21 protein-coding genes are annotated in these 22907 nt (G+C 70.9%); 15 read left to right on the top strand and 6 right to left on the bottom strand.

What is annotated here, in order from left to right:
• The first annotated feature begins 86 nt into the window (after positions 1-86).
• From ABIA35_RS21080 to ABIA35_RS21060, 5 genes are read left to right on the top strand one after another with little or no spacing between them, the layout of a single operon-like run.
• On the top strand, positions 87-455 hold the full coding sequence (locus tag ABIA35_RS21080) for a molybdopterin-dependent oxidoreductase (RefSeq protein ID WP_370358992.1): 369 nt from the start codon (positions 87-89) through the stop codon (positions 453-455).
• Positions 443-1402 (top strand): FAD-dependent oxidoreductase, encoded by a 960-nt coding sequence (locus ABIA35_RS21075; RefSeq protein ID WP_370358991.1) that lies wholly within the window; start codon positions 443-445, stop codon positions 1400-1402. Before ABIA35_RS21080 ends, ABIA35_RS21075 begins: the two co-directional genes overlap by 13 nt.
• Before the next feature lie 46 nt (positions 1403-1448).
• Positions 1449-4028, top strand: coding sequence for a nitrite reductase large subunit NirB (nirB, locus tag ABIA35_RS21070; RefSeq protein WP_370358990.1), 2580 nt, complete (start codon positions 1449-1451; stop codon positions 4026-4028).
• Entirely contained in the window at positions 4028-4447 is a 420-nt protein-coding gene (gene nirD, locus ABIA35_RS21065) for a nitrite reductase small subunit NirD (RefSeq protein ID WP_370341440.1), read from the top strand. The genes nirB and nirD overlap by 1 nt, the downstream gene beginning before the upstream one ends.
• Before the next feature lie 33 nt (positions 4448-4480).
• On the top strand, positions 4481-5788 hold the full coding sequence (locus ABIA35_RS21060; protein ID WP_370358989.1) for a nitrate/nitrite transporter: 1308 nt from the start codon (positions 4481-4483) through the stop codon (positions 5786-5788).
• Between the two features lie 7 nt (positions 5789-5795).
• Here ABIA35_RS21060 and ABIA35_RS21055 read toward each other — a convergent pair whose 3' ends face one another.
• Positions 5796-6305 carry an Lrp/AsnC family transcriptional regulator gene (locus ABIA35_RS21055; protein WP_370341437.1) on the bottom strand — a complete coding sequence of 170 codons (510 nt, stop codon included), beginning with the start codon at positions 6303-6305 and terminating at the stop codon, positions 5796-5798.
• A gap of 108 nt (positions 6306-6413) precedes the next feature.
• Here ABIA35_RS21055 and pdhA point away from each other — a divergent pair, with 108 nt between their 5' ends.
• From pdhA to ABIA35_RS21040, 3 genes are read left to right on the top strand one after another with little or no spacing between them, the layout of a single operon-like run.
• Positions 6414-7553, top strand: coding sequence for a pyruvate dehydrogenase (acetyl-transferring) E1 component subunit alpha (pdhA, locus tag ABIA35_RS21050; RefSeq protein ID WP_370358988.1), 1140 nt, complete (start codon positions 6414-6416; stop codon positions 7551-7553).
• Positions 7550-8584, top strand: coding sequence for an alpha-ketoacid dehydrogenase subunit beta (locus ABIA35_RS21045; RefSeq protein ID WP_370341434.1), 1035 nt, complete (start codon positions 7550-7552; stop codon positions 8582-8584). Before pdhA ends, ABIA35_RS21045 begins: the two co-directional genes overlap by 4 nt.
• Positions 8581-9963 carry a dihydrolipoamide acetyltransferase family protein gene (locus tag ABIA35_RS21040; protein ID WP_370358987.1) on the top strand — a complete coding sequence of 461 codons (1383 nt, stop codon included), beginning with the start codon at positions 8581-8583 and terminating at the stop codon, positions 9961-9963. The genes ABIA35_RS21045 and ABIA35_RS21040 overlap by 4 nt, the downstream gene beginning before the upstream one ends.
• 53 nt (positions 9964-10016) lie before the next feature.
• On the opposite strand, the gene ABIA35_RS21035 is transcribed toward ABIA35_RS21040, so the two are convergent.
• Both ABIA35_RS21035 and ABIA35_RS21030 read right to left on the bottom strand, forming a co-directional pair.
• The gene (locus ABIA35_RS21035; RefSeq protein ID WP_370358986.1) at positions 10017-11270 is read right to left on the bottom strand and encodes a serine hydrolase domain-containing protein; all 1254 of its coding nucleotides are present in this window, start codon (positions 11268-11270) and stop codon (positions 10017-10019) included.
• A 76-nt stretch (positions 11271-11346) separates the two neighbouring features.
• Positions 11347-12663 carry an MFS transporter gene (locus ABIA35_RS21030; protein ID WP_370358985.1) on the bottom strand — a complete coding sequence of 439 codons (1317 nt, stop codon included), beginning with the start codon at positions 12661-12663 and terminating at the stop codon, positions 11347-11349.
• A gap of 71 nt (positions 12664-12734) precedes the next feature.
• Here ABIA35_RS21030 and ABIA35_RS21025 point away from each other — a divergent pair, with 71 nt between their 5' ends.
• The 5 genes from ABIA35_RS21025 (at position 12735) to ABIA35_RS21005 (ending at position 17379) form a co-directional block, all read left to right on the top strand.
• On the top strand, positions 12735-13724 hold the full coding sequence (locus ABIA35_RS21025) for a GlxA family transcriptional regulator (protein ID WP_370358984.1): 990 nt from the start codon (positions 12735-12737) through the stop codon (positions 13722-13724).
• Between the two features lie 41 nt (positions 13725-13765).
• Positions 13766-14395: a hypothetical protein gene (locus tag ABIA35_RS21020; RefSeq protein ID WP_370358983.1), complete on the top strand. Its 630-nt coding sequence runs from the start codon at positions 13766-13768 to the stop codon at positions 14393-14395.
• Between the two features lie 106 nt (positions 14396-14501).
• The gene (locus tag ABIA35_RS21015; protein ID WP_370358982.1) at positions 14502-15479 is read left to right on the top strand and encodes an ABC transporter ATP-binding protein; all 978 of its coding nucleotides are present in this window, start codon (positions 14502-14504) and stop codon (positions 15477-15479) included.
• A complete protein-coding gene (locus ABIA35_RS21010; protein ID WP_370341424.1) occupies positions 15476-16618 on the top strand; it encodes an ABC transporter permease in 1143 nt (380 codons plus the stop codon). The genes ABIA35_RS21015 and ABIA35_RS21010 overlap by 4 nt, the downstream gene beginning before the upstream one ends.
• A gap of 2 nt (positions 16619-16620) precedes the next feature.
• Positions 16621-17379 carry an endonuclease/exonuclease/phosphatase family protein gene (locus ABIA35_RS21005; protein WP_370341422.1) on the top strand — a complete coding sequence of 253 codons (759 nt, stop codon included), beginning with the start codon at positions 16621-16623 and terminating at the stop codon, positions 17377-17379.
• Between the two features lie 8 nt (positions 17380-17387).
• On the opposite strand, the gene ABIA35_RS21000 is transcribed toward ABIA35_RS21005, so the two are convergent.
• Positions 17388-17972 carry a gluconokinase gene (locus ABIA35_RS21000; RefSeq protein WP_370358981.1) on the bottom strand — a complete coding sequence of 195 codons (585 nt, stop codon included), beginning with the start codon at positions 17970-17972 and terminating at the stop codon, positions 17388-17390.
• Between the two features lie 120 nt (positions 17973-18092).
• Here ABIA35_RS21000 and ABIA35_RS20995 point away from each other — a divergent pair, with 120 nt between their 5' ends.
• The gene (locus ABIA35_RS20995; RefSeq protein WP_370358980.1) at positions 18093-18527 is read left to right on the top strand and encodes a nitroreductase family deazaflavin-dependent oxidoreductase; all 435 of its coding nucleotides are present in this window, start codon (positions 18093-18095) and stop codon (positions 18525-18527) included.
• A gap of 5 nt (positions 18528-18532) precedes the next feature.
• Here ABIA35_RS20995 and ABIA35_RS20990 read toward each other — a convergent pair whose 3' ends face one another.
• Together ABIA35_RS20990 and ABIA35_RS20985 are read right to left on the bottom strand one after the other, a co-directional pair.
• On the bottom strand, positions 18533-19138 hold the full coding sequence (locus tag ABIA35_RS20990; RefSeq protein ID WP_370358979.1) for a DUF4291 domain-containing protein: 606 nt from the start codon (positions 19136-19138) through the stop codon (positions 18533-18535).
• A 74-nt stretch (positions 19139-19212) separates the two neighbouring features.
• A complete protein-coding gene (locus ABIA35_RS20985; RefSeq protein ID WP_370341417.1) occupies positions 19213-19881 on the bottom strand; it encodes a DUF1707 domain-containing protein in 669 nt (222 codons plus the stop codon).
• A gap of 214 nt (positions 19882-20095) precedes the next feature.
• Here ABIA35_RS20985 and ABIA35_RS20980 point away from each other — a divergent pair, with 214 nt between their 5' ends.
• Entirely contained in the window at positions 20096-22852 is a 2757-nt protein-coding gene (locus tag ABIA35_RS20980; protein ID WP_370341416.1) for a PKD domain-containing protein, read from the top strand.
• The last annotated feature ends 55 nt before the right edge of the window (positions 22853-22907 follow it).

Raw genomic sequence — 22907 nt, 5'->3', positions numbered from 1 at the left:
CGCGGAGTTGACGATGTGAGACCTCCGTCGCGCGGGGGTAACGGCGCCGCGCCCCGCCGGAAACGCGCGCTGGCGACGCTGGGTCCATGGACTCGCCCTCCTTGCTCAGCCGTACGCACTGCCCGTACTGCGCGTTGCAGTGCGGGATGGAGTTGCACGCCGGCGACGGCGGGGACGCGGTACCGCGCGCCGCCGGATGGGAGGCGTTCCAGGTCAACAAGGGCGCGCTGTGTCAGAAGGGCGCGACCTCCACGGAACTGCTGAACCCGGCGGTCCGGCTGACCTCGCCCCTGCTGCGCCGCACCCGCGACGCCGAACTGGAACCGGTGAGCTGGGACGAAGCGCTCGATGCCGTGGCCGGCCGGCTGGCCTCGATCGCCGCGGACGGGGCCCGGCGGCCGTCGGCGGGCCCGAACGGGTCGAGGCGGTGTGCGGGGTCCCGGTGGGGGACCTGAGGGAGGCGGCGCGCATGTTCGCCGGCGGCGGTTCCGGCGGCGGTTCCAGCACCCGCTCCAGTACCGGTCGCAGCACCGGCATGGTGCTCACCGCGCGCGGCACCGAACAGCAGGCCGACGGCGCCGACGCCGTGAACGCCTGGATCAACCTCGCGCTCGCCGCAGGCAAAGCAGGCCGTCCCTACTGCGGCTACGGCGCCATCACCGGCCAGGGCAACGGCCAGCGCGGACGCGAACACGGACAGAAGGCCGACCAGCTCCCCGGCTACCGGAAGATCACCGACCCGGCGGCGCGCGAACACGTCGCCGCGGTGTGGGGGATCAGTCCCGATGCCCTGCCGGGCCCGGGCCGGCCGGCGGTGGAGCTGTTGGCGTCGTGTGGCACTGATATACGAGCTCTGCTGGTCGCCCTGGTCATCCTCGCCTGCGGCGTGCGGCCCCGCGTCGGGCTGGCCCGCTCCGCCGGGCTGCCGGTCGATCGCGGAATTCTGGTCGACACATCCGGCCGCTCCCTCGGCGACGAGCGGATCTTCGCCATCGGCGACTGCGCGGAAGCGGTTGACCGGCCGGCCGGCGCCCTCGCAGCCCTCGATGACGCCCGCCGCGCCGCCGCCTCGATCCTCGGCTCGTCCCCGCTCCCGGCAGCCGCGGCACCTCTGCGCCTGCGCACCTATGGCGTCCCCGGCGCCGACGTCGCCGTCCTGGGCCGGCCGCGCGCCGAGGCCGCCATCCAGTTCATCCAGTTCACCGACCAGCGCCGCCGCACGCGCAAGGTCCTGGCCCTGGACGGGGACGTGCCGGTCGCGGCCGCACTGGTCGGCGATGTCGGCGCCGCGGCCGCGCTCGCGCAGGCCATAGCCCGGCCGAGCGCTCCCGCGCCGCGGGTGCCGGCCGCGCTTCTCACATCGGGGGCCGGGCGCGGTGCGGGCGGTTTCGGCAGCGCGTAACACGGCCGAAGCGGATGGGAAACGGCGCGGGGCGAATCTTGAGGACATGAGCCCCTCGCAGCGCACCGTTCTCGTCGTCGGTCACGGCATGGTCGCCCACCGCTTCGTCTCCAGCCTGCTGGAGCACGGGTACCCGGCGCCGGGCGTCACCGTCATCGGGGCCGAGGACCGGCCCGCCTACGACCGCGTCCGCCTCTCCTCGTGGTTCGACGACCGCGACCAGAGGTCCCTGCACCTGGACCCGTATCCGGACGGCTCCGTCGAGGTCCTCGACGGGGTCGCCGTGGTCGGCGTCGACCGGGAGGCGCGGACCGTCACCACCGCGGACGGCGCCGTGCGCGGCTACGACACCCTGGTCCTGGCCACCGGCTCGCGGCCGTTCGTGCCGCCGGTCGAGAACCACCAGGCGCCCGGCTGCTTCGTCTACCGCACCCTGGACGACGTCGAGGCCATCGCCGCCTACGCCGCCGAGAACGGCCGCACCTCCGGCGTGGTGGTCGGCGGCGGCCTGCTCGGGCTTGAGGCCGCCAAGGCGCTGACCAGCCTCGGGCTGAAGACCACGGTCGTGGAGTTCGCGCCGCGCCTGATGCCGCTGCAGGTGGACGACGGCGGCGCGGCGGCGTTGCAGGGCCGTATCGCAGAGCTCGGAGTCACGCTGCACACCGGAACCCGCCTGGACAAGGTCGTGGTCGGCGCCGACGGCGTGACCGCCGCGGTCCAGGCGATCCGCGGCGAGGACACCGAGACGATCGAGGCCGACCTGGTCGTCTTCGCCGCCGGCGTGCGGCCCGAGGACAGCCTGGCGCGCGCGGCCGGCCTGGACGTCGGCGAGCGCGGCGGCATCGCCGTCGACGAGCTCTGCCGCACCTCCGACCCGCGCGTCTACGCCATCGGCGAGTGCGCCCTGGCCGCCGACGGCCGGGTCTACGGCTTGGTCGCGCCGGGATATCAGATGGCTGAGGCGGCCGCCGCGCATATCGCCAAGGAAACCGAGGACCGCGCGTTCACCGGCGCCGACACCTCCACCAAGCTCAAGCTGCTCGGCGTGGAGGTGGCCAGCTTCGGCGACGCCTTCGGCACCGCGGACGGCGCCATGTCCGCTACCTACAGCGACTCCCGCCGTCAGGTCTACCGCAAGCTCACCATCGCCCAGGACGGCCGGCTGCTCGGCGGCATCCTGGTCGGCGACGCCGGGGACTACGGCACGCTGCGCGCGCTGGTCGGCGAGCAGCCCCCGGCCGCGCCGGAGGCCCTGCTGCTCCCGGCCGGGACCGCCGGCTCGGCCGCGATCGGGCCGTCCGCGCTGCCGGATGCCGCCGTGCTGTGCTCGTGCCACAACGTCACCAAGGGCGCGATCTGCGCGGCGATCCACGACCTGGCCGGCAAGGGCGACGGCGTGGTGACGCCGAAGGAGATCGGCCTGTGCACCAAGGCCGGGACCGGATGCGGGTCCTGCGTCACCTCCGTCACGGCCCTGATCAAGGACTCCGGCGCCGGGGGCAGCTCGGTCCTGTGCGAGCACTTCTCGCAGACCCGCTCCGAGCTCTACACCATCGTCCGGCGGGACCACATCACCACCTACGCCGAACTCCTGGCCAAGCACGGCACCGCCGCGACCGCCGCCAACCCCGTCACCGACGGCTGCGACGTCTGCAAGCCGGCCGTCGGCTCCATCCTGGCCTCCCTGGGCGGCCTGCTCGCCGAGAAGGACAGCAAGCCGCACGTCCTGGACGGCGGCCAGGCCGCCCTGCAGGACACCAACGACCACGTGCTGGCCAACCTGCAGCGCAACGGCTCCTACTCGGTAGTGCCGCGCATCCCGGGCGGCGAGATCACCCCCGAGAAGCTCATCGTCATCGGCGAGGTGGCGCGCGACTTCGGCCTCTACACGAAGATCACCGGCGGCCAGCGCATCGACCTGTTCGGGGCGACGATGGCCGACCTGCCGAAGATCTGGCAGCGCCTGGTCGACGCCGGCTTCGAATCAGGGCACGCCTACGGCAAGGCGCTGCGGACCGTGAAGTCGTGCGTCGGCTCCACCTGGTGCCGCTACGGCGTCCAGGACTCGGTGAAGACGGCCATCGACCTGGAGCTGCGCTACCGGGGCCTGCGCGCGCCGCACAAGATCAAGATGGCGGTGTCCGGCTGCGCCCGGGAGTGCGCCGAGGCGCAGTCCAAGGACGTCGGCGTCATCGCCACCGAGCGGGGCTGGAACCTCTACGTCGGCGGGAACGGCGGGGCCCGGCCCCGGCACGCCGACCTGCTGGCCACCGACCTCGACGACCAGACGCTGGTCCGCACCATCGACCGCTTCCTGGCCCTGTACATCGCCGAGGCCGACCGGCTGGAGCGCACCGCGACGTGGGTCGAGCGCTACGAGGGCGGCCTGGACCGGCTTCGCAGCGTCCTGATCGACGACGTCGAGGAGCGCGGCGTGGAGCTGGAGGCGCTGATCGCCGCGCACGTCGAGGCCTACACCGACGAATGGCGCGCAGTGCTGGACGACCCGGTGAAGCTGGCCCGCTTCGCGACGTTCGTCAACGCGCCGGAAGCACCCGACCCGACCGTCGCGTTCGTTCCGGAACGCGGCCAGATCAAGCCGTTGCTCACCCTTGGGAGGCGCTGATGTCTGTGGAACTCGCCGGCGAGAAGGTGCAGGCCGATGCCTGGACCGCGGTGTGCAAGTACACGGAGTTGGAGCCGGGCCGCGGTGTGGCCGCGCTGATCGGCCAGGAGGCGGTGGCCGTGTTCCGGCTCGGTGACGGATCGCTCTACGCGGTCGGCAACACCGATCCCTTCTGCGGCGCCTCGGTCATCTCCCGCGGCATCACCGGCATGCGCGGCGACGGCACCGCGACGGTCGCCTCGCCGATGTACAAGGACGTCTTCGACCTGGCGACCGGCGTCGCCCTGGACGCCCCCGACGTGCGGCTGCCGGTGTTCGCCGTGCGCCGGCACCGGGGTGTGGTGTGGGTCGCGCCGGATGTCACATCGGCCGCGTCGGCGGATGCGGAACTCCTCACGGAGCCGACTCTGGCGGCTTGAACAGGCGAAACAGGGCATTCGTAGGTTGCGGGTATGTCAGCAATCACTGCCGAACCGGTCCGCCTGTCGGACAAGGCCCTGCTGGACGCCTGGAACCCCGAGGACGTGGAGCTGTGGGCGACCGGCGCCCGCCGGATCGCCCGCCGCAACCTCGCCCTGTCGATCCTGTCCGAGCACATCGGCTTCTCGGTGTGGTCGCTGTGGTCGGTGCTGGTGCTGTTCCTCGGCCCGGCCTACCACGTCGACGCCGCCGGGAAGTTCCTGCTCACGTCCCTGCCCACGCTGGTGGGCTCGCTGCTGCGGCTGCCGTACAGCTTCGCCGTCACCCGCTTCGGGGGCCGGAACTGGACGGTCTTCAGCGCCCTGGTCCTGCTCGTGCCGTGCGGTCTGGCCGCCTTCCTGATCAAGCCCGGGGTGTCGTACTCGACACTGCTGGTGCTGGCGGCGGTCACCGGCGTCGGCGGCGGGAACTTCGCCTCCTCGATGACGAACATCAACGACTTCTACCCCGACCGCCTCAAGGGCTGGGCCCTGGGCCTGAACGCCGGCGGCGGGAACATCGGCGTCGCGGCCGTGCAGCTGGTCGGGCTGGCGGTCCTGGCCTGGAGCGGCAAGGGGCACCCGGGCCTGGTCGCCGGGATCTACCTGCCGCTGATCGTGGTGGCCGCCGTCGGCTCCGCGCTGTACATGGACAACCTGCCGAACCGGCGCGCGGAGAAGGGCGCGATCCGCCAGGTGGCCAAGCGGGGCCACACCTGGGTCGTGTCAGTGCTCTACATCGGCACCTTCGGGTCGTTCATCGGCTTCGGCTTCGCCTTCGGCCAGGTGCTGCAGGTGCAGTTCAAGAGCCAGTTCGCCACTCCGGTGGACGCGGCCTACCTGACCTTCCTGGGGCCGCTGCTGGGCTCGCTCTCGCGGCCGATCGGCGGCCGGCTGGCCGACCGGCTCGGCGGCGCCAAGGTCACGCTGGCCACCTTCGCCCTGATGGCCGGCGGCGCGGGCCTCGTCCTGGCCGCCTCGCACGCGGGCTCGCTGCCGGTGTTCGTGACCGGGTTCGTGCTGCTGTTCGTGTTCAGCGGGCTCGGCAACGGCTCGGTCTACAAGATGATCCCGGCGCTGTTCGCCGGGGAGGCCGAGGCTGATGCCCGGCGGCTGAGCGGGGCGCTGATCGGCCTGGCCGGGGCGATCGGGGCATTCGGGGGAGTGCTGGTGAACCTGGCGTTCCGGCAGTCGTTCCTCAGCACGAAGAACGGGAACGCGGCGTACTGGACCTTCCTGGCGTTCTACGCGCTGTGTGCGGCGCTGACCTGGGCCGTGTTCCTGCGGCGGCGGAGCGCCTGAACCCGCGTCACTGTTCGGCGTCATCCCGCACGAGCTCCGGATCACCTGGCAGCGCCGGCAGGTGGTCCGTCTCGTCGAAGACCAGCAAGGTGCGGGTCGAGCGCACCCCTGGCATGTTCTGGATGTGAGCGAAGACCAGGTCCCGCAGCGTCTTGTTGGAGGCGCTGCGGACCAGCAGCAGGACGTCGAAGTCGCCGCTGACCAGCGCGACGTGCTCGACCCAGGGCAGGGCGGCCAGGCTGTCGCGGATCTGCCGCCAGCTGTTCTGCTCGACCTTCATGGTCAGGTAGGCCGAGGTGCTGAAGCCCACGCGCTCGGGGTCCACCTGGATCGTGAAGCGGCGGATCACACCCTCGTCGAGCAGGCGTTTGACCCGGGTGTAGACGTGCGCGCGGGAGACGTGGACGGCGGCGGCCAGGTCGCGCATGGACATCCGGCCGTCCTGCTGGAGCAGATGGACGATTCGTCGGTCGGTGTCGTCCAGCGTGGACGGTTGGCCCGGGTTAGCGCTACTCATGCTTCCGATTGTCTCCGATCTTGCGAGTGTACTGGTCAGGCGGTGTCAGCCGAACAAAGAATCGGCACTACACAGCCAAAGCCACCGACACGTGTCAATGGAGACGACGTGACCGTTCTAGCCACGCCCGACAAGACCGGGTCGGGCTTTCCCCTGGGGTTCGACGCGATACTGGACCCCTCGCCCCTGCAGTACCTCGACGAGCACGGCGCGCTGTCCGGCGCCCTGCGCGACGACGCCCCCGAGCTGGACCCCAAGGAGCTGCTGGCCACCTGGCGCGCCATGGTGATCGGCCGGCGGTTCGACGTCCAGGCCACCACGATGGTCCGGCAGGGCCGGCTCGCGGTCTACCCCTCCTCGTACGGCCAGGAGGCGTGTGAGATCGGCGCGATCCTGGCGCTGCGCCCCACCGACTGGTTCTTCCCGACCTACCGCGACTGCGTCTCCATGGTGACCCGCGGCATCGACCCGGTGGAGACCCTGACGCTGCTGCGCGGCGACTGGCACTGCGGCTACGACCCGCAGCACTGGCGCACCGCCCCGCAGACCACGCCGCTGGCCACCCAGGCCCCGCACGCCACCGGCGTCGGCCTGGCCGCCAAGCTGGCCGGCGATGACACCGTCGCGCTGGCGTTCTGCGGCGACGGCGGCACCTCCGAGGGCGACTTCCACGAGGCGCTGAACTTCGCCGCGGTCTACCAGGCCCCGGCCATCTTCTTCGTGCAGAACAACCAGTACGCCATCTCGGTGCCGCTGGCCAAGCAGACCCACGCCGCGGCGCTGGCGCACAAGGCCGTCGGGTACGGCATGGCCGGCGTGCGGGTCGACGGCAACGACGTGATCGCCGTGCGCCGTGTGGTCGCCGAGGCCGCCGAGCGCGCCCGGGCCGGCCAGGGCCCGACGCTGATCGAGGCCGTCACCTACCGGATGCAGGCGCACACCAACGCCGACGACGCCACCCGGTACCGCGACGAGTCAGAGGTCGAGTACTGGAAGGCGCGCGACCCGCTGGCGCGGCTGGAGACCTACCTGAAGGCCGCCGGGCTGCTGACCGAGGAGGTCGTGGCCGAGGCCAACCAGGCCGCCGAGGAGCTGGCGAACGACATGCGGACCCGGCTGGGCGAGGAGCCGGAGGTGGACCACCGCGACATGTTCGCGCACGTCTACGCCGAGCCCACGCCGCAGCTGCTGGAGCAGGCCGCAGCCCTTCAGGCCGAAATCGACGCCGAGAGCGAGGCCGGACGATGACCGCGACTCTGGACGGCGCCACCGCCGCCGGCACCGAGGTCAAGGAGATCTCCTTGGCCCAGGCCGTGAACCGGGCGCTGCGCGACGCGATGACGGCCGACGAGAAGGTCGTCGTCTTCGGCGAGGACGTCGGCGTGCTCGGCGGCGTCTTCCGCGTCACCGACGGCCTGACCCGCGACTTCGGCGAGGACCGCTGCTTCGACACGCCGCTGGCCGAGGCCGGCATCATGGGCACCGCGATCGGCATGGCCATGTACGGCTTCCGGCCGGTGGTGGAGATGCAGTTCGACGCGTTCTCCTACCCGGCCTTCGAGCAGATCGCCTCGCACCTGGCCAAGATGCGCAACCGGACCCGCGGCAAACTGCCGCTGCCGGTGGTCGTGCGCGTGCCCTACGGCGGCGGCATCGGCGGGGTGGAGCACCACTCGGACTCCTCCGAGGGGTACTTCGTCTCCACGCCCGGCCTGCACGTGGTGACGCCGGCGACGGTGTCGGACGCGTACACGCTGCTGCGCGCGGCCATCGAGTCCGACGATCCGGTGATCTTCATGGAGCCCAAGCGGCTGTACTGGTCCAAGGATCAGCTGTCGACGACGGGTCCCGGTGTGCGTCAGTCGGCACAGATCGGCAAGGCGGCGGTGCGGCGTCAGGGTACTGACGCGACGCTGATCGCCTACGGCCCGACGGTGCAGACCGCCCTGGAGGCCGCCGAGGCCGGCGCCGCCGAGGGCTTCGACCTGGAGGTCGTGGACCTGCGCTCGCTCGTCCCGTTCGACGACGAGACGGTGACCGCCTCGGTCCGCAAGACCGGCCGCGCCGTGGTGATCCACGAGGCCGCCGGATTCGGCGGCACCGGCGCGGAGATCGCGGCCCGGATCTCGGAGCGCTGCTTCCACTGGCTGGAGGCCCCGGTGCGCCGCGTGACCGGCTTCGACATCCCCTACCCGCCGCCGAAGCTCGAGCGGCACCACCTGCCCTCGGTGGACCGGATCCTGGACGCGGTGGCGTCGCTGCAGTGGGAGGACAGGTGAGGGCCCGCGAGTTCCTGTTGCCGGACCTCGGCGAGGGCCTGACCGAAGCCGAGATCATCAGCTGGCACGTCGCGGTCGGCGAGCACGTCGCCGTGGACCAGGTCGTGTGCGAGGTCGAGACGGCGAAGGCCTCGGTGGAGGTGCCGTGCCCGTACGAGGGCGAGGTCGTCGAGCTGCACGGCGCGGTCGGCGACGTGGTCGACGTCGGGAAGCCGCTGATCAGCATCGCCGCGGCGGTCGGTGCGGCGGTTGACGCGGCGCCCGCGCCCGAGGAGCCGGCCGATCGCGCCCGGCTCGACGCGGAGGCCAAGAACGGCAAGGCCAAGCAGAGCTCTGGCAACGTGCTGGTCGGATACGGGACCGCCGAGACCGGCGGGGTCCGGCGGCGGCGCGTGGTCAGCGGGTTCGGCGGGCACGGTGCGGCGCCGCCGCGGGTGCATGTCGCGCCGGTGGCGGCTCCCACAAACAATGCCCCGGCCCCGGCTGCTGCTGTTGCTCCCGAGCTGAAGAGCGGCGTGCGCATCGCTGTCGTCTCGCCACTGGTGCGCCGGCTCGCGAAGGAGGGCGGGCTGGACCTGGCCTCCGTGCGCGGGAGCGGGCCCGAGGGCCTGATCATGCGGCGCGACGTCGAGGCGGCGCTGGCTGCTCCGGCTGCTGCTCCCGCACCGTCGAGCTCTGGCATCGCCGAAAGCGAGCGCGTCCCCTTGCGCGGCCTGCGCAAGACCGTCGCGGACAAGCTGTCCCGTTCCCGTCGCGAGATCCCCGACGCGACGACGTGGGTCGACGTGGACGCGACCGGTCTGATGGAGTTGCGCGCGGCGCTGAACAAGGACGCGTCCGCGCGGAAGATCAGCCTGCTGGCCGTCCTGGCGCGCATCTGCGTCGCGGGTCTGGCCCGCTACCCGGAGCTGAACGCGACGGTGGACGTCGAGCGCCAGGAGATCGTCCGGTACTCCGACGTGAACCTCGGCTTCGCCGCGCAGACGGACCGCGGCCTGGTCGTCCCGGTCGTGCACGGCGCGCACCGGATGTCGACCGAGGAACTGGCGGCCGAGTTCGAGCGCCTGACCGCCGCGGCCCGCGCCGGCTCGCTGCCGGTGTCCGACCTGACCGGCTCGACCTTCACGCTGAACAACTACGGCGTCTACGGCGTCGACGGCTCCACCCCGATCCTGAACCACCCCGAGGCGGCGATGCTCGGCGTGGGACGGATCGTGAAGAAGCCCTGGGTGGTCGACGACCAGCTGGCCGTCCGCCACGTGACGCAGCTGTCGTTCACCTTCGACCACCGCGTGTGCGACGGCGGCGTGGCTGGCGGGTTCCTGCGGTACGTCGCGGACCTGGTCGAGGAGCCCGCGCGGCTGCTGCGGGGGCTGTAAGGCCGAAGGATTGTGGGCCCGACGGAGATCTCCGTCGGGCCCACAGCTTTTCGCTACAAGCCGAAAGCCGCCCCCGCCAAGCGGTTCGCGTTCTCCAGCCCCGCCTCGGCGCCCAGGTCGGTGACGCCGGTGGAGACGATGCCGACGTGGGTCAGGTCGCGGGTGGCGAACATGGCGGTGAAGTAGCCCATGTCCTCGCCGGTCTTGCCCCACAGGACGGTGCCGTCGGGCAGGGTGTCGCTGTTGATGCCGAGGCCGAAGCAGGCCTTGCCCTTCTGCGGGCCGGTCTGGCAGTTCCCTGAGTCGCCCGTGTAGGGCAGCAGGTCGCCGTTAGCGTCGTGGGGGAGCGCGAACATCTGCGCCAGTTGGGCGCGGGGGAGCAGGCGGCCCTGGAACAGCGCGGTGATGAAGCGGTTGAGGTCGCGCGTCGTGGAGATCATGCTCGACGGGTCGCCGCCGGCCTCGCTCACGTCCGCGACAGTGCCCTGACTGCTGGTCAGATAGCCGTGCATGTAAGGGCTCGGCATCTGCGGGGCGCCTTGCGGGACGGAGGTTCCGGTCAGGTGCAGCGGGCGCACGATGCGCGCGTTCACCTCGTTGCTGAAGGAGTGCCCGGTGACGTGCTCGATCAGCAGGCCGATGATGCGGAAGTTCAGCGAGTTGTAGGACTGCGCGGTGCCGGGGGCGAAGACCGGGCCGGGTGCGGGGCGGCCTTCGGGGCGCAGCGTGGAGTCGATGATCTGCCGGAAGCTCTGGTACTCGAAGCGTCCGGAGATCAGCTGGTCCGGGGTCAGGTTCGGGCCGCCGGCGCCGATGTCCGGCAGGCCGCTGGTCATGTTCAGCAGTTGGCGCAGTGTGATCGGCTGGAACGTGTCCGGCAGCAGGCCGGGCAGGTAGTGCTGCACGCTCTGGTCCAGGTCGACGCGGTGTTCCCCGGCCAGTTGCAGCAGGACCACGGCCGAGAACGTCTTGCTGATGCTGCCGATGCGGAAGTGCGCGTCGTCGGACACCGGCACGCCGGTTTGCGTGTCGCCGGACGAGCCCTGCCAGGTCTGCCCGTCGCCGCGTACCAACGCGACCGCTCCGGCCGCCGCCTCTCCCGGCCGGATGGCGATCGCCTGCTGGAGCGCGGCGGTGTCGAGCGTCGGGGCGGTGGTGTTGGCCGCGGCAGTGGAGGCGGCCCTCGCCGCGGCCGTGGCAGGCGGCGTGGCCGCGGAAGCCTCGGTCGCGAGGGCGACCCCCGCCAGGGCCGTGGCGAAAGCGGTGAAAGCGGCGGCCGCAGCCCTGCGCTTGGTGGTGGTTGCCATGCGCAGCACGGTAGATGATTGCAGAGGCTCTTTGCAAATACTTCTGCAAAGAGCCTCTGTAGACAGGCGGCGGGGTCTAGTCGGCCGTCGCCCGCGCGTTCCGCAGCGTCACCACCATCGTCAGCACGCCGAGCGCGGCGACGACGAGCAGCAGCGTGCTCGGCGCGGCGACGTTCTTCAGCGCGGACAGCAGGTACGGAGCCGCGAAACCGAGGTAGGTGAAGGCCTGGAACACCGCCGTCATGCCCGCCAGGTCCTCCGGCGGGGCCAGCCGCTGCACCTCGGCCAGGCCGAACACGAGCAGCACGCCGTACCCGAAGCCCATGACGACCGCCGCGACCAGCGTCAGCACCGCCTGCCACGCGCCGAGGCCGCTCAGCGCGGCGACCCCGGCGTCGGCCAGAGTCCCGACCGTCACCAGCGCCACGCCGAGGGTCAGCAGCCGGGGCCGGGCCCGGTCCTGGCCGGCGGGGGAGGCGGCGACCCGGCGGGCGAACGGCTGGATCAGCACCCCGGACATCGCGGTCACCATCGCCGCCGCGCCGGCGTAGAACAGCGAGATGCCCTTCACGTGGCTCGCGGTGAGGCCCGGGAGGTAGACCATGGCGATGGTCGCCGCGCCGAACACCCACGGCGCCATCGGCAGCACCACGCCGACGAAGCGCCGGTCGGAGAAGCCGCGCAGGCGGAGCAGGCCGCCGCTCAGGACCCCGGACCGGCCTTCGAAAGAGTGTCGGCGCTGCACGGTTTCCGGCGTGCGGGACAGCATGGCCAGTGCCGCCGCGGCGAGTATCAGCTGCGGAATATAAGGGGTCTCGTACGCGGTCGGCCCCCACTGCACCAGCACCCCGGCGACCAGCGGGCCGATGCCGAAGCCGGCGGTCATCGCGATCGAGGCGCGCCGCGCCCCGGCGCCTGCTGCCGCATTCGTGGCCGACAGCTCCTTCACCCACGCGCTGCCCGCGCTGAACGCCGCGCCACTGGCCACCCCCATCAGCACGCGGCCGGTGGACAGCCATGCCAGGCCGTGCGAACCGAGCATGAGCACCACGCCGGAGAGCATCGACAGCAGCACCGCGAAGGCCACGACCGGCCGGCGGCCCACGCGGTCCGACAGCGGGCCGGCGACCAGCAGACCCGGGACCAGGCCGGCCGCGTACAGGCCGAAGATGGCTTCGGCGGCGGACGCCGAGACGCCCATCCGCTCCCGGTACAGCAGGACCATCGGCGCGAACTGGTTGGCGCCCCAGCCGACGGCGGTCAGGGCGAGCGCGGCGCGCGCCCAGGCCTCCTTGGTCGCCTTGGTCGCCTTGGTGTCCTTGCGCTGCTTGCTCTCCTTGTGCGTCCGCGACGGGCTCTGGACCGTGGTCTTCTCCACGTCTGTAAGGCTCACGTGTCCGATGATCTCTTGCCTTCGAGGCGTTGCCCAGTGGCAGGAATGACACTTAGCGCTAATATATTGCCATGGGAAAGAGCGCCGGTCGGAACACGGGCAAGCCGGGCAAGCACGTCGTCGCGGTGGCGGTCACCGAGGGCGCGCCGATCTTCGAGATCTCGATCCCGGTCGAGGTCTTCGGCCGGGTCCGGCCGGGCATGCCGGAACTCGGCTACGACGTCCGCGTCTGCAACCCCGAATCAGGGCCCGTTGATTCCGGCGGCGGGTTCACCGCGCTCGCCGGCGACACCTACGCCACGCTGGCCACCGCGGACACCGTCATCGTGCCGGCGGTCCAGGACGTCGCGGCCGAACCGCCTGCCGATCTCGTGGCGGCCGTCCGGGAGGCGCACGCGAACGGGGCCCGGGTGGCGTCCCTGTGCTCCGGCGCCTTCGTGCTGGCGGCCGCCGGGCTGCTCGACGGCCGCCGCGCCACCACGCACTGGCTGTACGCCGAGGAGTTCCGGACCCGCTTCCCGGCCGTGGACCTCGATCCGGCAGTCCTCTACATCGACCACGGCGACGTGCTCACCAGCGCGGGCACCACCGCCGGGATCGACCTGTGCCTGGCCATGGTCGCCGCCGACCACGGCGCGGAGCTGGCCAACACGCTGGCCCGGCGGCTGGTGGCGCCCACCCACCGCAGCGGCGGGCAGGCGCAGTACGTCGAGACGCCCGCGCCGCCGCCGGACCGGCAGGACAGCCTGGGCCCGCTGCTGGACTGGATGCGGACCCACCTGGCCGAGCCGCTGTCCGTCGCCGATCTGGCCCGGCAGGCGAACGTCGCCGAACGGACCCTGATCCGCCGCTTCCACACCGCCGTGGGCACCACGCCGGGCAAATGGCTGACGGAGCAACGGGTTCTGCACGCGCGCCGCCTGCTGGAGACCACCGACCTGCCGGTGGAGCGCGTGGCCTCGGCGGCCGGGCTTGGCGGGGCGGCCAATCTGCGGCACCATTTCACCGAGGCGGTCGGGGTCGCGCCGAGCGACTACCGGCGGACGTTCCGCAGGGCCTGATTCAGTAGCACAGGGCCTGATTCGGGGTGTCTGATAAAGCAGTGAGCACCAACGAGGGGTTCCTCTGCGGCCCGGACTGGGAGTGGGAGGACGACTCGGAGTCCGACCGCTTCGGCCGCTTCGACGGGCCCTGCCTGGTCCTGCCGGCGATCCAGGAGCCCCCGCCGCCGCCGGCGTTCGGTCCCCGGCCGACGATGGACCACTATCAGCGGGCTCTGCGACACTTCGACGATCACCCCGATCGGGCCGGCGCCCTCACGCATCTTCGAGAGTTGACGATCCAGGGATTGCGCGCGGGCACGCTGCTGGAGAGCGGCCAGCAACAGTTCCTGGACCTGCTGGACGCCGCGCCCGACGACGCGGTCTGGATGCACGGCCTGATCCGGCTCGCGGGGGACGGATTGCAGCCCCAGACGCGCCGCGCGGCCTATGGGCGGCTGGCGGACGTGTCAGAGCCCGAAGTCGTGTGGAGCCTGGCGTTGGCATACGCCGGTTCGATCGAGGCGCTGCCGCCGGAGATCCGGGCGTCGATGGCCGAGGGATCGGCGGAGCCGTTGGCCGAGAGGCTGCGCGTGTGGCCGTTCCGGGACGTGAACGCGGGGGTCAACGCGGCGGCCGTCGAGATGCGGCGTGAGGAAGTGCTGGACCGGCCGCTGCCCTGGCTGCACTGAACTCTGGCCGCACAAATCTCTGTCCGCACAAATCTCTGGCTGCACTGACCACGGCGTTCACCGGCGCCGGGTGGCTAGGATCGGGCCAGGCAACACGGGAGGCTTGATGCTGGAGCTGGAAGGGCTGCGCAAACGCTACGGCGACCGCGTCGCGTTGGACGGTGTGACGTTCTCGGTGCGTCCGGGGGAGCTGTACGGCTTCGTCGGCACCAACGGCGCGGGCAAGACCACCACGATGCGGATCACGCTGGGCGTGCTGGAGCCGGACGCCGGCACGGTGCGCTTCCGGGGCAAGCCGGTGGACACCGCCACCCGCCGCACGTTCGGCTACATGCCCGAGGAACGCGGCCTGTACCCGAAGATGCGCGTCGGCGACCAGCTCCGCTACCTCGCCGAGCTGCACGGCCTGAGCCGCCGCGACGCCGAGAAGGCCACGAAGTACTGGATGGAGCGCCTGTCGGTCGCCGAGCGCGCCGAGGACCGCGTCGAGGCACTTTCGCTGGGCAACCAACAGCGCGTCCAGCTGGCCGCCGCGCTGGTGCACCACCCGGCGGTCCTGGTCCTGGACGAACCCTTCTCCGGCCTGGACCCGGTCGGCGTCGACAGCCTGGCCGAGGTGCTGCGCGAGCGCGCGGCCGAGGGCGTCCCGGTCGTCTTCTCCAGCCACCAGCTGGAACTGGTCGAGCGCCTGTGCGACTCCATCGGCATCATCTACCGCGGCCGCATGGTCGCCACCGGCACGGTCGACGAGCTGCGGGCCTCCCGGGCCGAGCGCGCGCTGCGAATCGGCACGGACGCCGCCGCCGGATGGGCCGACGGCCTGGCGGGCGTGGAGTCCGCCGAGTACGGCGCGACGACGACACTGATCCTCGCCGCGCAGGCCGACGACCAGGCGATCCTGGACGCCGCGCGGGCCCTGGGGCCGGTGCGGGAGTTCACGCCGCTGCGGCCGAGCTTGGCGGATCTGTTCCGGGAGGCCGTGGCCGATCACGGTGGTGCCGAAGGCGAGGTCGCGGCGCAATCCGGCAGCGGTGATGGAGTCGACGACAGGAGCCGTCCCGAGCCCGAAGGAGCCCCCGCGTGAACCGCAGCGCCGTCCGCCTCGTCATGCGCCGCGAGTTCCGCGAGCGGGGACGGGATCGCGGGTTCGCGATCTCGGTGGCCATCTCGCTGCTGATCGTGGTGGTCGCGGTGGTGATCTCGTCGTTGGTCTCCGGGCGGGACAAGACGCCGTCCTTCACCGTCGGGTTCGCCGGGCCCCGGGCCGTCGCCGAGCAGCAGATCGCCGAGCGGCAGGCGCCGGCTTACAAGATCAAGCTGACCTCGAGTGTGGTCACCGACTCCGTGGGGGCGCAGGCGCTGGTCAAGAGCGGCAAGATGGACGCGCTCGTGGACGGCGGCCAGATCTTCGTGCAGGACTCCGTCGATCCGAAGTTGGCGCCGGTGCTCGCCGGGGCGAATCTGGCCTCGCAGGTTCCGGATCTGGACCAGGTGCAGGGGCAGACCACGGTCAAGCTGGCGCCCAAGGATCCTGACGCCGGGCAGCGCAAGACCGTCGCGCTGATCGCCGAGATCATGTTGTTCAGCCAGATGATCGCGTACTGCATGTGGGTCGCGACCGGGGTGGTCGAGGAGAAGGCCAGCCGGGTCATCGAGGTGCTGCTGTCCAGTACGTCGGCGCGGGTGTTGCTGACCGGCAAGATCATCGGGATCGGGGCGCTGGGGCTGTTGCAGTTGGCCGCCACGGCCGCCGTGGGGATCGGGGCCGGGTCGGCGACCGGGGCGCTGCATATGAGCGGGCAGATCTGGCAGACCGTCGGCATCGTCGCGGTGTGGTTCGTGCTCGGCTACGTCTTCTACGCCTCGGCCTACGCCGCGGTGGCCGCCCGGGTGTCGCGGCAGGAGGAGATGCAGACCGCGGTGCAGCCGCTGAACCTGCTGCTGATGGTGCCGTACTTCGCCGCCTTCGCGGCGCTGAGCAATCCCGACGCGGTCTGGGTGCGGGTGCTCTCGCTGGTGCCGCCGTTCTCGGTGCTGATCCAGCCGGTGCGCATCGCCGGCGGGGACGCCTCGTGGTGGGAGCCGGTGGTGGCGATCGGGTTGATGGCCGTTCTGACGGTGGGGATCGTCGGGGCCGGCGCCCGGGTGTATGAGAACTCTGTGTTGCGGTTCGGGTCCAAGGTCCCGATGCGGGTCGCCTGGACCGCGGGGAGGAGGGCGTAGCCGTGCCGAAAATCCGGGTGCTGTCGTTCAACACGCTGTACAAGGACGAGCCCAGGGTGCGCCTGCGCGCGTTGGCGCAGGTGCTGGCGGACTCCGACTACGACGTGGTCTGTCTGCAGGAGTTGTGGATCCCGCAGAACTTCGCCCTCATCCGCAAACTCACCAGGACCTCCTTCCCCTACGCCGCCTCCGGTCTCCGGCTGCCGCGCGTCGCCGGAGGGCTGCTGACGCTGTCCCGCATCCCGCTGGTCGGCCACCGCTACGAGGTCCTGGCAGCGCCCGCGAAGTGGCGGCAGGACCTGCTGATGCGCCGCGGCGTGCTGATGACGCGCTTCGCCGCCGAGGGGGAGTTCTTCACCGTCGCCAACACGCACCTGAGCCCGAACCACCAGTCGGACTGGTCGAAGGCGGCCCCGTTCACCCGTGTCCAGCAGGGCGAGCTGGCCCGGCTGGCCAAGACGGTCCGCCGCATCGACTCCGGCGAGCCGGTGATCGCGGTCGGGGACTTCAACGTCCCGCGCGACTCCTGGCTGCTGGAGGGCTTCGAAGCCGCCTCCGGTCTGCGCGACGCCTTCGACGGCGACGCGGCCACCACCTTCCGCCCCGTGCCCGGCTGGGACGGCGCCGCGCTGGACCAGGTGCTGGTGACGCCGGGGCTGATGGCCAAGGCCGAGGTGGTGCTGCAGGACAAGGTGCGGATGGCGGACGGACGCGAGCGGTTCCTGTCGGACCACTACGGGGTGGCGGCCACGATCGGGTGAGGGCGGCCCTACCGCCGGCTCCGCTCCGCGCTCTTCGGCAGGTACTGCCGCAGACACTCGTAGGTGATGATGTGGTCCACCGTCAGCTCCGGCGTTCCGGCGGACTTCACCATCAGCACGTCCTCGTCCGGCGTCGGCGGCTCCAGCGCGGCGAGCTGGCTGCCCAGCATGTCGGCGTGGAACATGTGCCCGCGCCGGTCGGTCAGCCGCCGGTGCAGCGTCTTGAGGTCGACGACCAGGTAGACCATGCGGACCTGCGGCCGGCCCTTGCGCAGCCGGTCGCGGTAGGAGCGCTTCAGCGCCGAGCACGCGATCACCGCCGGCCGGTCGGCGGTGGCCGCCTTGTCGATCCAGCGGCCGATCTCGTCGAGCCAGGGGATCCGGTCCTCGTCGGTGAGCGGCTCGTGCGCGGCCATCTTGGCGATGTTGCTGCCCGGGTGGAAGGCGTCGCCGTCGGCCCAGTCCCAGCCCAGGCGGCCGGCCAGGGCGGCGCCGACCGTCGACTTGCCGCTGCCGGAGACCCCGGTGACGACGATCACCGGCGGCGGGGTCGTCGGGGAGGCGGCCGGCGGGGGAGTGGTCGGGTGCGCCATGCCCCCCAGACTGACATTGCCAAGGTCAGGGTGCTCGCCGGTGAGTCCGGACGGGTCATTCGGGGGAGGTCGGTGACCAGGCGGGAATAAAACCCCTTCGACCGGTGGCTGGGCGCCGTTATGAGCAACGAAGAACGCCAATCCTGGAACCAGCAGATCATCGAGGAGTTCCGGGCCAACGCCGGCAGCGTCGAGCAGTTCGGCGGAAAGGGCCTGCTGCTGCTGCACCACACCGGAGCGAAGTCCGGCACCCCCTACGTCTCCCCACTGGCGTGGATCTCCGCGCCGGAGGGCGGCTGGGTGATCGTGGCCTCCAACGCCGGCCGGGACAACCACCCGGCCTGGTTCCACAACCTCCAGGCGAACCCCGAGACCGTCATCGAGACGCCCGGGGACGACGAGGTCCAAACGGTGAAGGTGAGGGCGCGGGTCGCCGGCGACGCCGAGCGCGACGCGCTGTACGCCGAGGTGGTCGCCAAGGCGCCGCAGTTCGGCGAGTACCAGAAGGGCACGTCCCGGCGGATCCCGATCGTGGTCCTGGAGCCGGCCGCCTAGCGGTACTAGCGGTACAGCCGCTGCGCGATGTGCGGCGGCAGGTCGTAGGGCCGCTCCTTCGGCAGGTGCTCGGCGGCGCGGTCCCTACGGCCCTCTTTGATCAGCTCGGCCATCTTGCGGACCGTCGGCGTGATGTCGCGGATCTCCGTGGTCCAGCTGTCGACGTAGTCCCCGATGACGTGGCGGCTCAGGCCGACCTGGATCGCGCGGGCGTCGAGCACCCCGCCGGACAGCGTCCGCTCCGGGTCCCACTGCACGTTGACCCGCGCGTGCTTGATCTGCCGCTCCCAGTCCTCGCGGTCGGTGTACACGCCGCGCTCGAAGCTGGTCAGCACCGCCTGCGACAGCGCGCTCTCCCAGCCCTCGCGCGTGATCCGGACCGCCAGGACGCGCTCCTGCCCGGGCTTGCGGGCCCAGCCGCAGCGGCCCATCATCCACAGGAACGACGGCTTGATCCAGGTCATCCGGTTCAGCGAGAAGGGCTCGACGAAGCGCTGGGCGCGCACCGCCGGCTCGGCGATCTCGGCCCGGTAGGCCTGGTAGACGACGATCGTGGTCCGGTCGTAGTCCGCGCGCACCTGGTGCAGCGGAAGGTTTTTCGTGTTGGCCATGAAGGTTCCCCGTTCTGGTTCTGCTCAGGGGAGTCTCGCGCATAGGCCCGTTCGGCGCTCACGAATATCAGCGCTCAGCGCTGGTGCCGGTTCTCCCACCACCAGATCGCCGGGTTCACGCCGTCGCCGCCCGCGCCGCTGCGGTGCACCACGATCTTGCTGAACGCGGACTTGCCGGTGATGCGGATCAGCGGCCCCTCCTCGGCGCCGGCCGGCGCGTTGCCGGTGACCACGCGTTTGCCGAACAGCACGCCGCCCTCGTCGACCACCCGGGCGTTCTCCGGGACGGTGATGATCGCCTTGCTGCAGAAGGCGTTGATGTCCAACGTGATCTCCCGTCCCGGCAGGACCGCGTCGGCCAGGTTCACGATCAGCGCCCCGAAGCGGGCCGTGGCCTCGGTGTGCCGGCCGGCCACCCAGCGGCCGGAGCGGATCACCTTGCTGAACGTCGCGTTCAGCTGCTGGCGCTCCACCGCGGCGATCGGGCCCGAGGGATTCTTGCGCAGGTCGGCCGGCAGGTCGGCGGTGAGCGGGACCAGCTCGGCGCGGGTCTTGGCGGCGTAGGCCGTGTCGATGCGCTCGGCCAGCTCGGCACTGGTCAGCCGGCCCTGGGCCAGGGCCTCGGAGAGGATCGCCGCCACCTCGTCGCGCTCGGCGTCGGAGGCGCGCACGTCCGGGGACGCCGGACCCGCGGCGGGGACGACGACCGGGACGAATGGGTTCTCTTCGGGCGCGGAGGTCATGCGGGCAGTGTAGCCGGAAACGACGCCGAACGCGATATGTCGCGTTGGATGGCCGCCGGAGCGGATCAGGCCAACTGTGGACCAACGACGAATGAAAGCCTTCGCTATCAGCGGGTTCTGTGCCTCGGCAAGTCTTGTCCGGACCCTTATTCGCCTAGACAATACCGTCGCCACTTTCGCGCCGTTCCCCACATCCCCCAATCAGGGAGCATCAATGATCAGACGGAAACGTTGGATCGCCGGCGCCGCGTTCCTCGCCCTCATAGTGGGCGGGATAACCGGAGCCGCACAGGGTCTGGAGAGCAAGAGGCCGACATCCGGCCCCGGCTCCTGCACCCTCATCGGGTGGAACCCGAGCACCGACCCGACCAACGCCAAGAACCTGCCGGTAGGCCAGCGCCCGCAGACCTACAAGCCGGACAACTTCGACTGTTCCAGCGCCAAGTTCGCGGCGCTGGGCGCGGAGTACAAGCAGTTCCCGCAGCCGCACGACTTCGCGGTGAACAACCGGATCACCTACGAGCCCGCCGCGAACGGCAAGGCGGCCACGGCGATCCAGCAGCCGGTGGCGGCGGTGAACCCGCTGGCTCCCTACTTCCCGCCGTTCCAGCACTTCGTCATCGTCTACCGCGAGAACCACACGTTCGACGACTACCTGGGCGACTGCGCCACCACCATCCAGGCCGGCTGCAACGGCCAGGTGGAGAGCACCAACCACATCAGCTCGGTGCCGGACCTGCACAGCCTGGCCAAGACCTACGCGCTGTCGGACTCCTACAGCACCGGCACGCAGCCGCCGTCGGGCCCCAACCACTGGTGGCTGTTCTCGGCCCAGTCGCAGTCCAGCTCCCAGCAGCAGTCGTACCCGTCCAACGGGACGCAGTTCGACCGCTTCCTGAGCAACACCAACGGTCCCACGGACGAGGGCACCAACGCCTGCACGGCGCCGACCGGCACCGGCAGCGGCAGCAGCCCGTACACGTTCGTCATGAACGGTGACTTCTACTGGATGCTCAGCAGTGGCTCGGGCTACTGGAAGAACCCGGCCGACGGCAAACTCGAGGTCCTGCCGCCGAACCGTCCGGGCACCAGCATCCCGGAGGAGCTGCACTACAACGAGTACACCTGCTCCAACCAGAGCATCCCCGACAGCACCGTGGCGAACGACTACATCAACTTCGTCAACACCAACGGCCTGCCGGCCTACAGCTACGTCGAGCTGTTCAACGACCACCCGGGCACGTACCAGGACATCCCCGGCAACGACACCGCGACCAACAACGTGGTGAACGCGATCGAGAACAACGCGACGTACAAGAACAACACCCTGATCATCGTCACCGAGGACGACACCCAGAACGGCAACAACGGCACGGACCACGTCAGCAACACCTACCGGGTGCCGCTGGTCGTCATCGGCCCGTCGCAGTACGTCAAGCAGGGGTACGTCAGCCACGTCGCCTACACGACCAACAACGTGATCGCGGCGATGGAACGGACGATGCAGAACGTCAAGGCCGGCATCATCGACCCGAACGACAACATCGGCCTGAACACCTTCCCGATGACCACCAACGACCAGGCCGCCCTCGGCGACCCGCTGGAGGACTTCTGGGTGCAGGGCTCGACCCCGCTGTCGGCCTCGGCCACGGCGTCCCCCACCACGGGCAACGCACCGCTGGCGGTGAACTTCACCGGCTCGGCCACCGGCGGCACGGCGCCGTACACCTACAGCTGGAACTTCGGCGACGGCTCGTCGAGCACCTCGCAGAGCCCCAGCCACACCTACAGCTCCTCGGGGTCCTACACCGCGACGCTGACGGTGACCGACAGCTCCTCGCCGGCGAAGACGGCGACCTCGCAGGTCGCGGTGAACGTGAGCGCGGTCGGCAACCCGCTGGCGGCCTCGGCGTCGGGCCTGCCGACCTCGGGACAGATCCCGCTGGCGGTGAACTTCACCGGGACCGCGACCGGCGGCACCCCGGCCTACCACTACAGCTGGAACTTCGGTGACGGTTCGGCGGTCAGCACGGCGCAGAACCCGAGCCACACGTACTCCACGGTCGGGACGTACACAGCGACCTTGACGGTGACGGACAGCGCGTCCCCGGCGAACTCGGCCACCTCGACGGTCGCGGTCACCGCCGATCCGGTCGGCAGCGTGACGCCCAGCGCGCCGCAGAACCTGACGGCCACGCCCGGCACCAACCAGGTGACGCTGAACTGGCAGGCGCCGTCCAGCACCGGCGGCGAGACCCTCACCAAGTACAGCGTCTACCGCGGCACCTCCAGCGGCACGGAGTCGCTGGTGACCTCGGGCGGTTGCAGCGGCCTGAGCGGCACCACTTTGACGTGCACGGATACTGGGCTGACCAGTGGGACTACCTACTACTACCGCGTGACCGCGTCGAACCCCGTCGGCGAGGGCGGGCAGAGCAACGAGGTCAGCGCGACACCGACCGGCAGCACCGGCTGCACGGCCGGCCAGCTGCTGGGCAACCCGGGCTTCGAGAACGGGAAGACCAACCCGGCGCCCTGGGCGGTGACCTCGACGCACACCCCGCTCTCGGTGATCAACAGCAGCACCTCCGAGCCGCCGCACGCCGGGACCTACGACGCGTGGCTCGACGGCTGGGGCAAGTCCACCACGGACACGCTGTCGCAGACGGTGACGCTGCCGGCGGGGTGCACGACGTACAAGTTCAACTTCTACATGCACATCGACACCGCGGAGACCACGACCAGCACCAAGTACGACACGTTGCAGTTGCAGCTGCTGAGCAGCTCGGGCTCGGTGTTGAAGAACATGTACACCTACTCGAACCTCAACGCCAACAGCGGGTACTCGCTGCACTCGTTCGACCTGTCGGCCTACGCCGGACAGACGGTGACGCTCAAGTTCACCGGGATCGAGGACTCCGAGTACCAGACGTCGTTCGTCATCGACGACACGTCGGTCAACGTGAGCTGATGCTCTAGCGAAAGAAGAACCGGCCGGGTGCGCGAGCACCCGGCCGGTTCTTCTT

The sequence above is a fragment of the Catenulispora sp. MAP12-49 genome, from assembly GCF_041262705.1.
GTDB lineage: Bacteria > Actinomycetota > Actinomycetes > Streptomycetales > Catenulisporaceae > Catenulispora.
The sequence above is the reverse complement of the archived record's forward strand: the minus strand, read 5'-3'. Positions and strand labels throughout refer to the sequence as shown.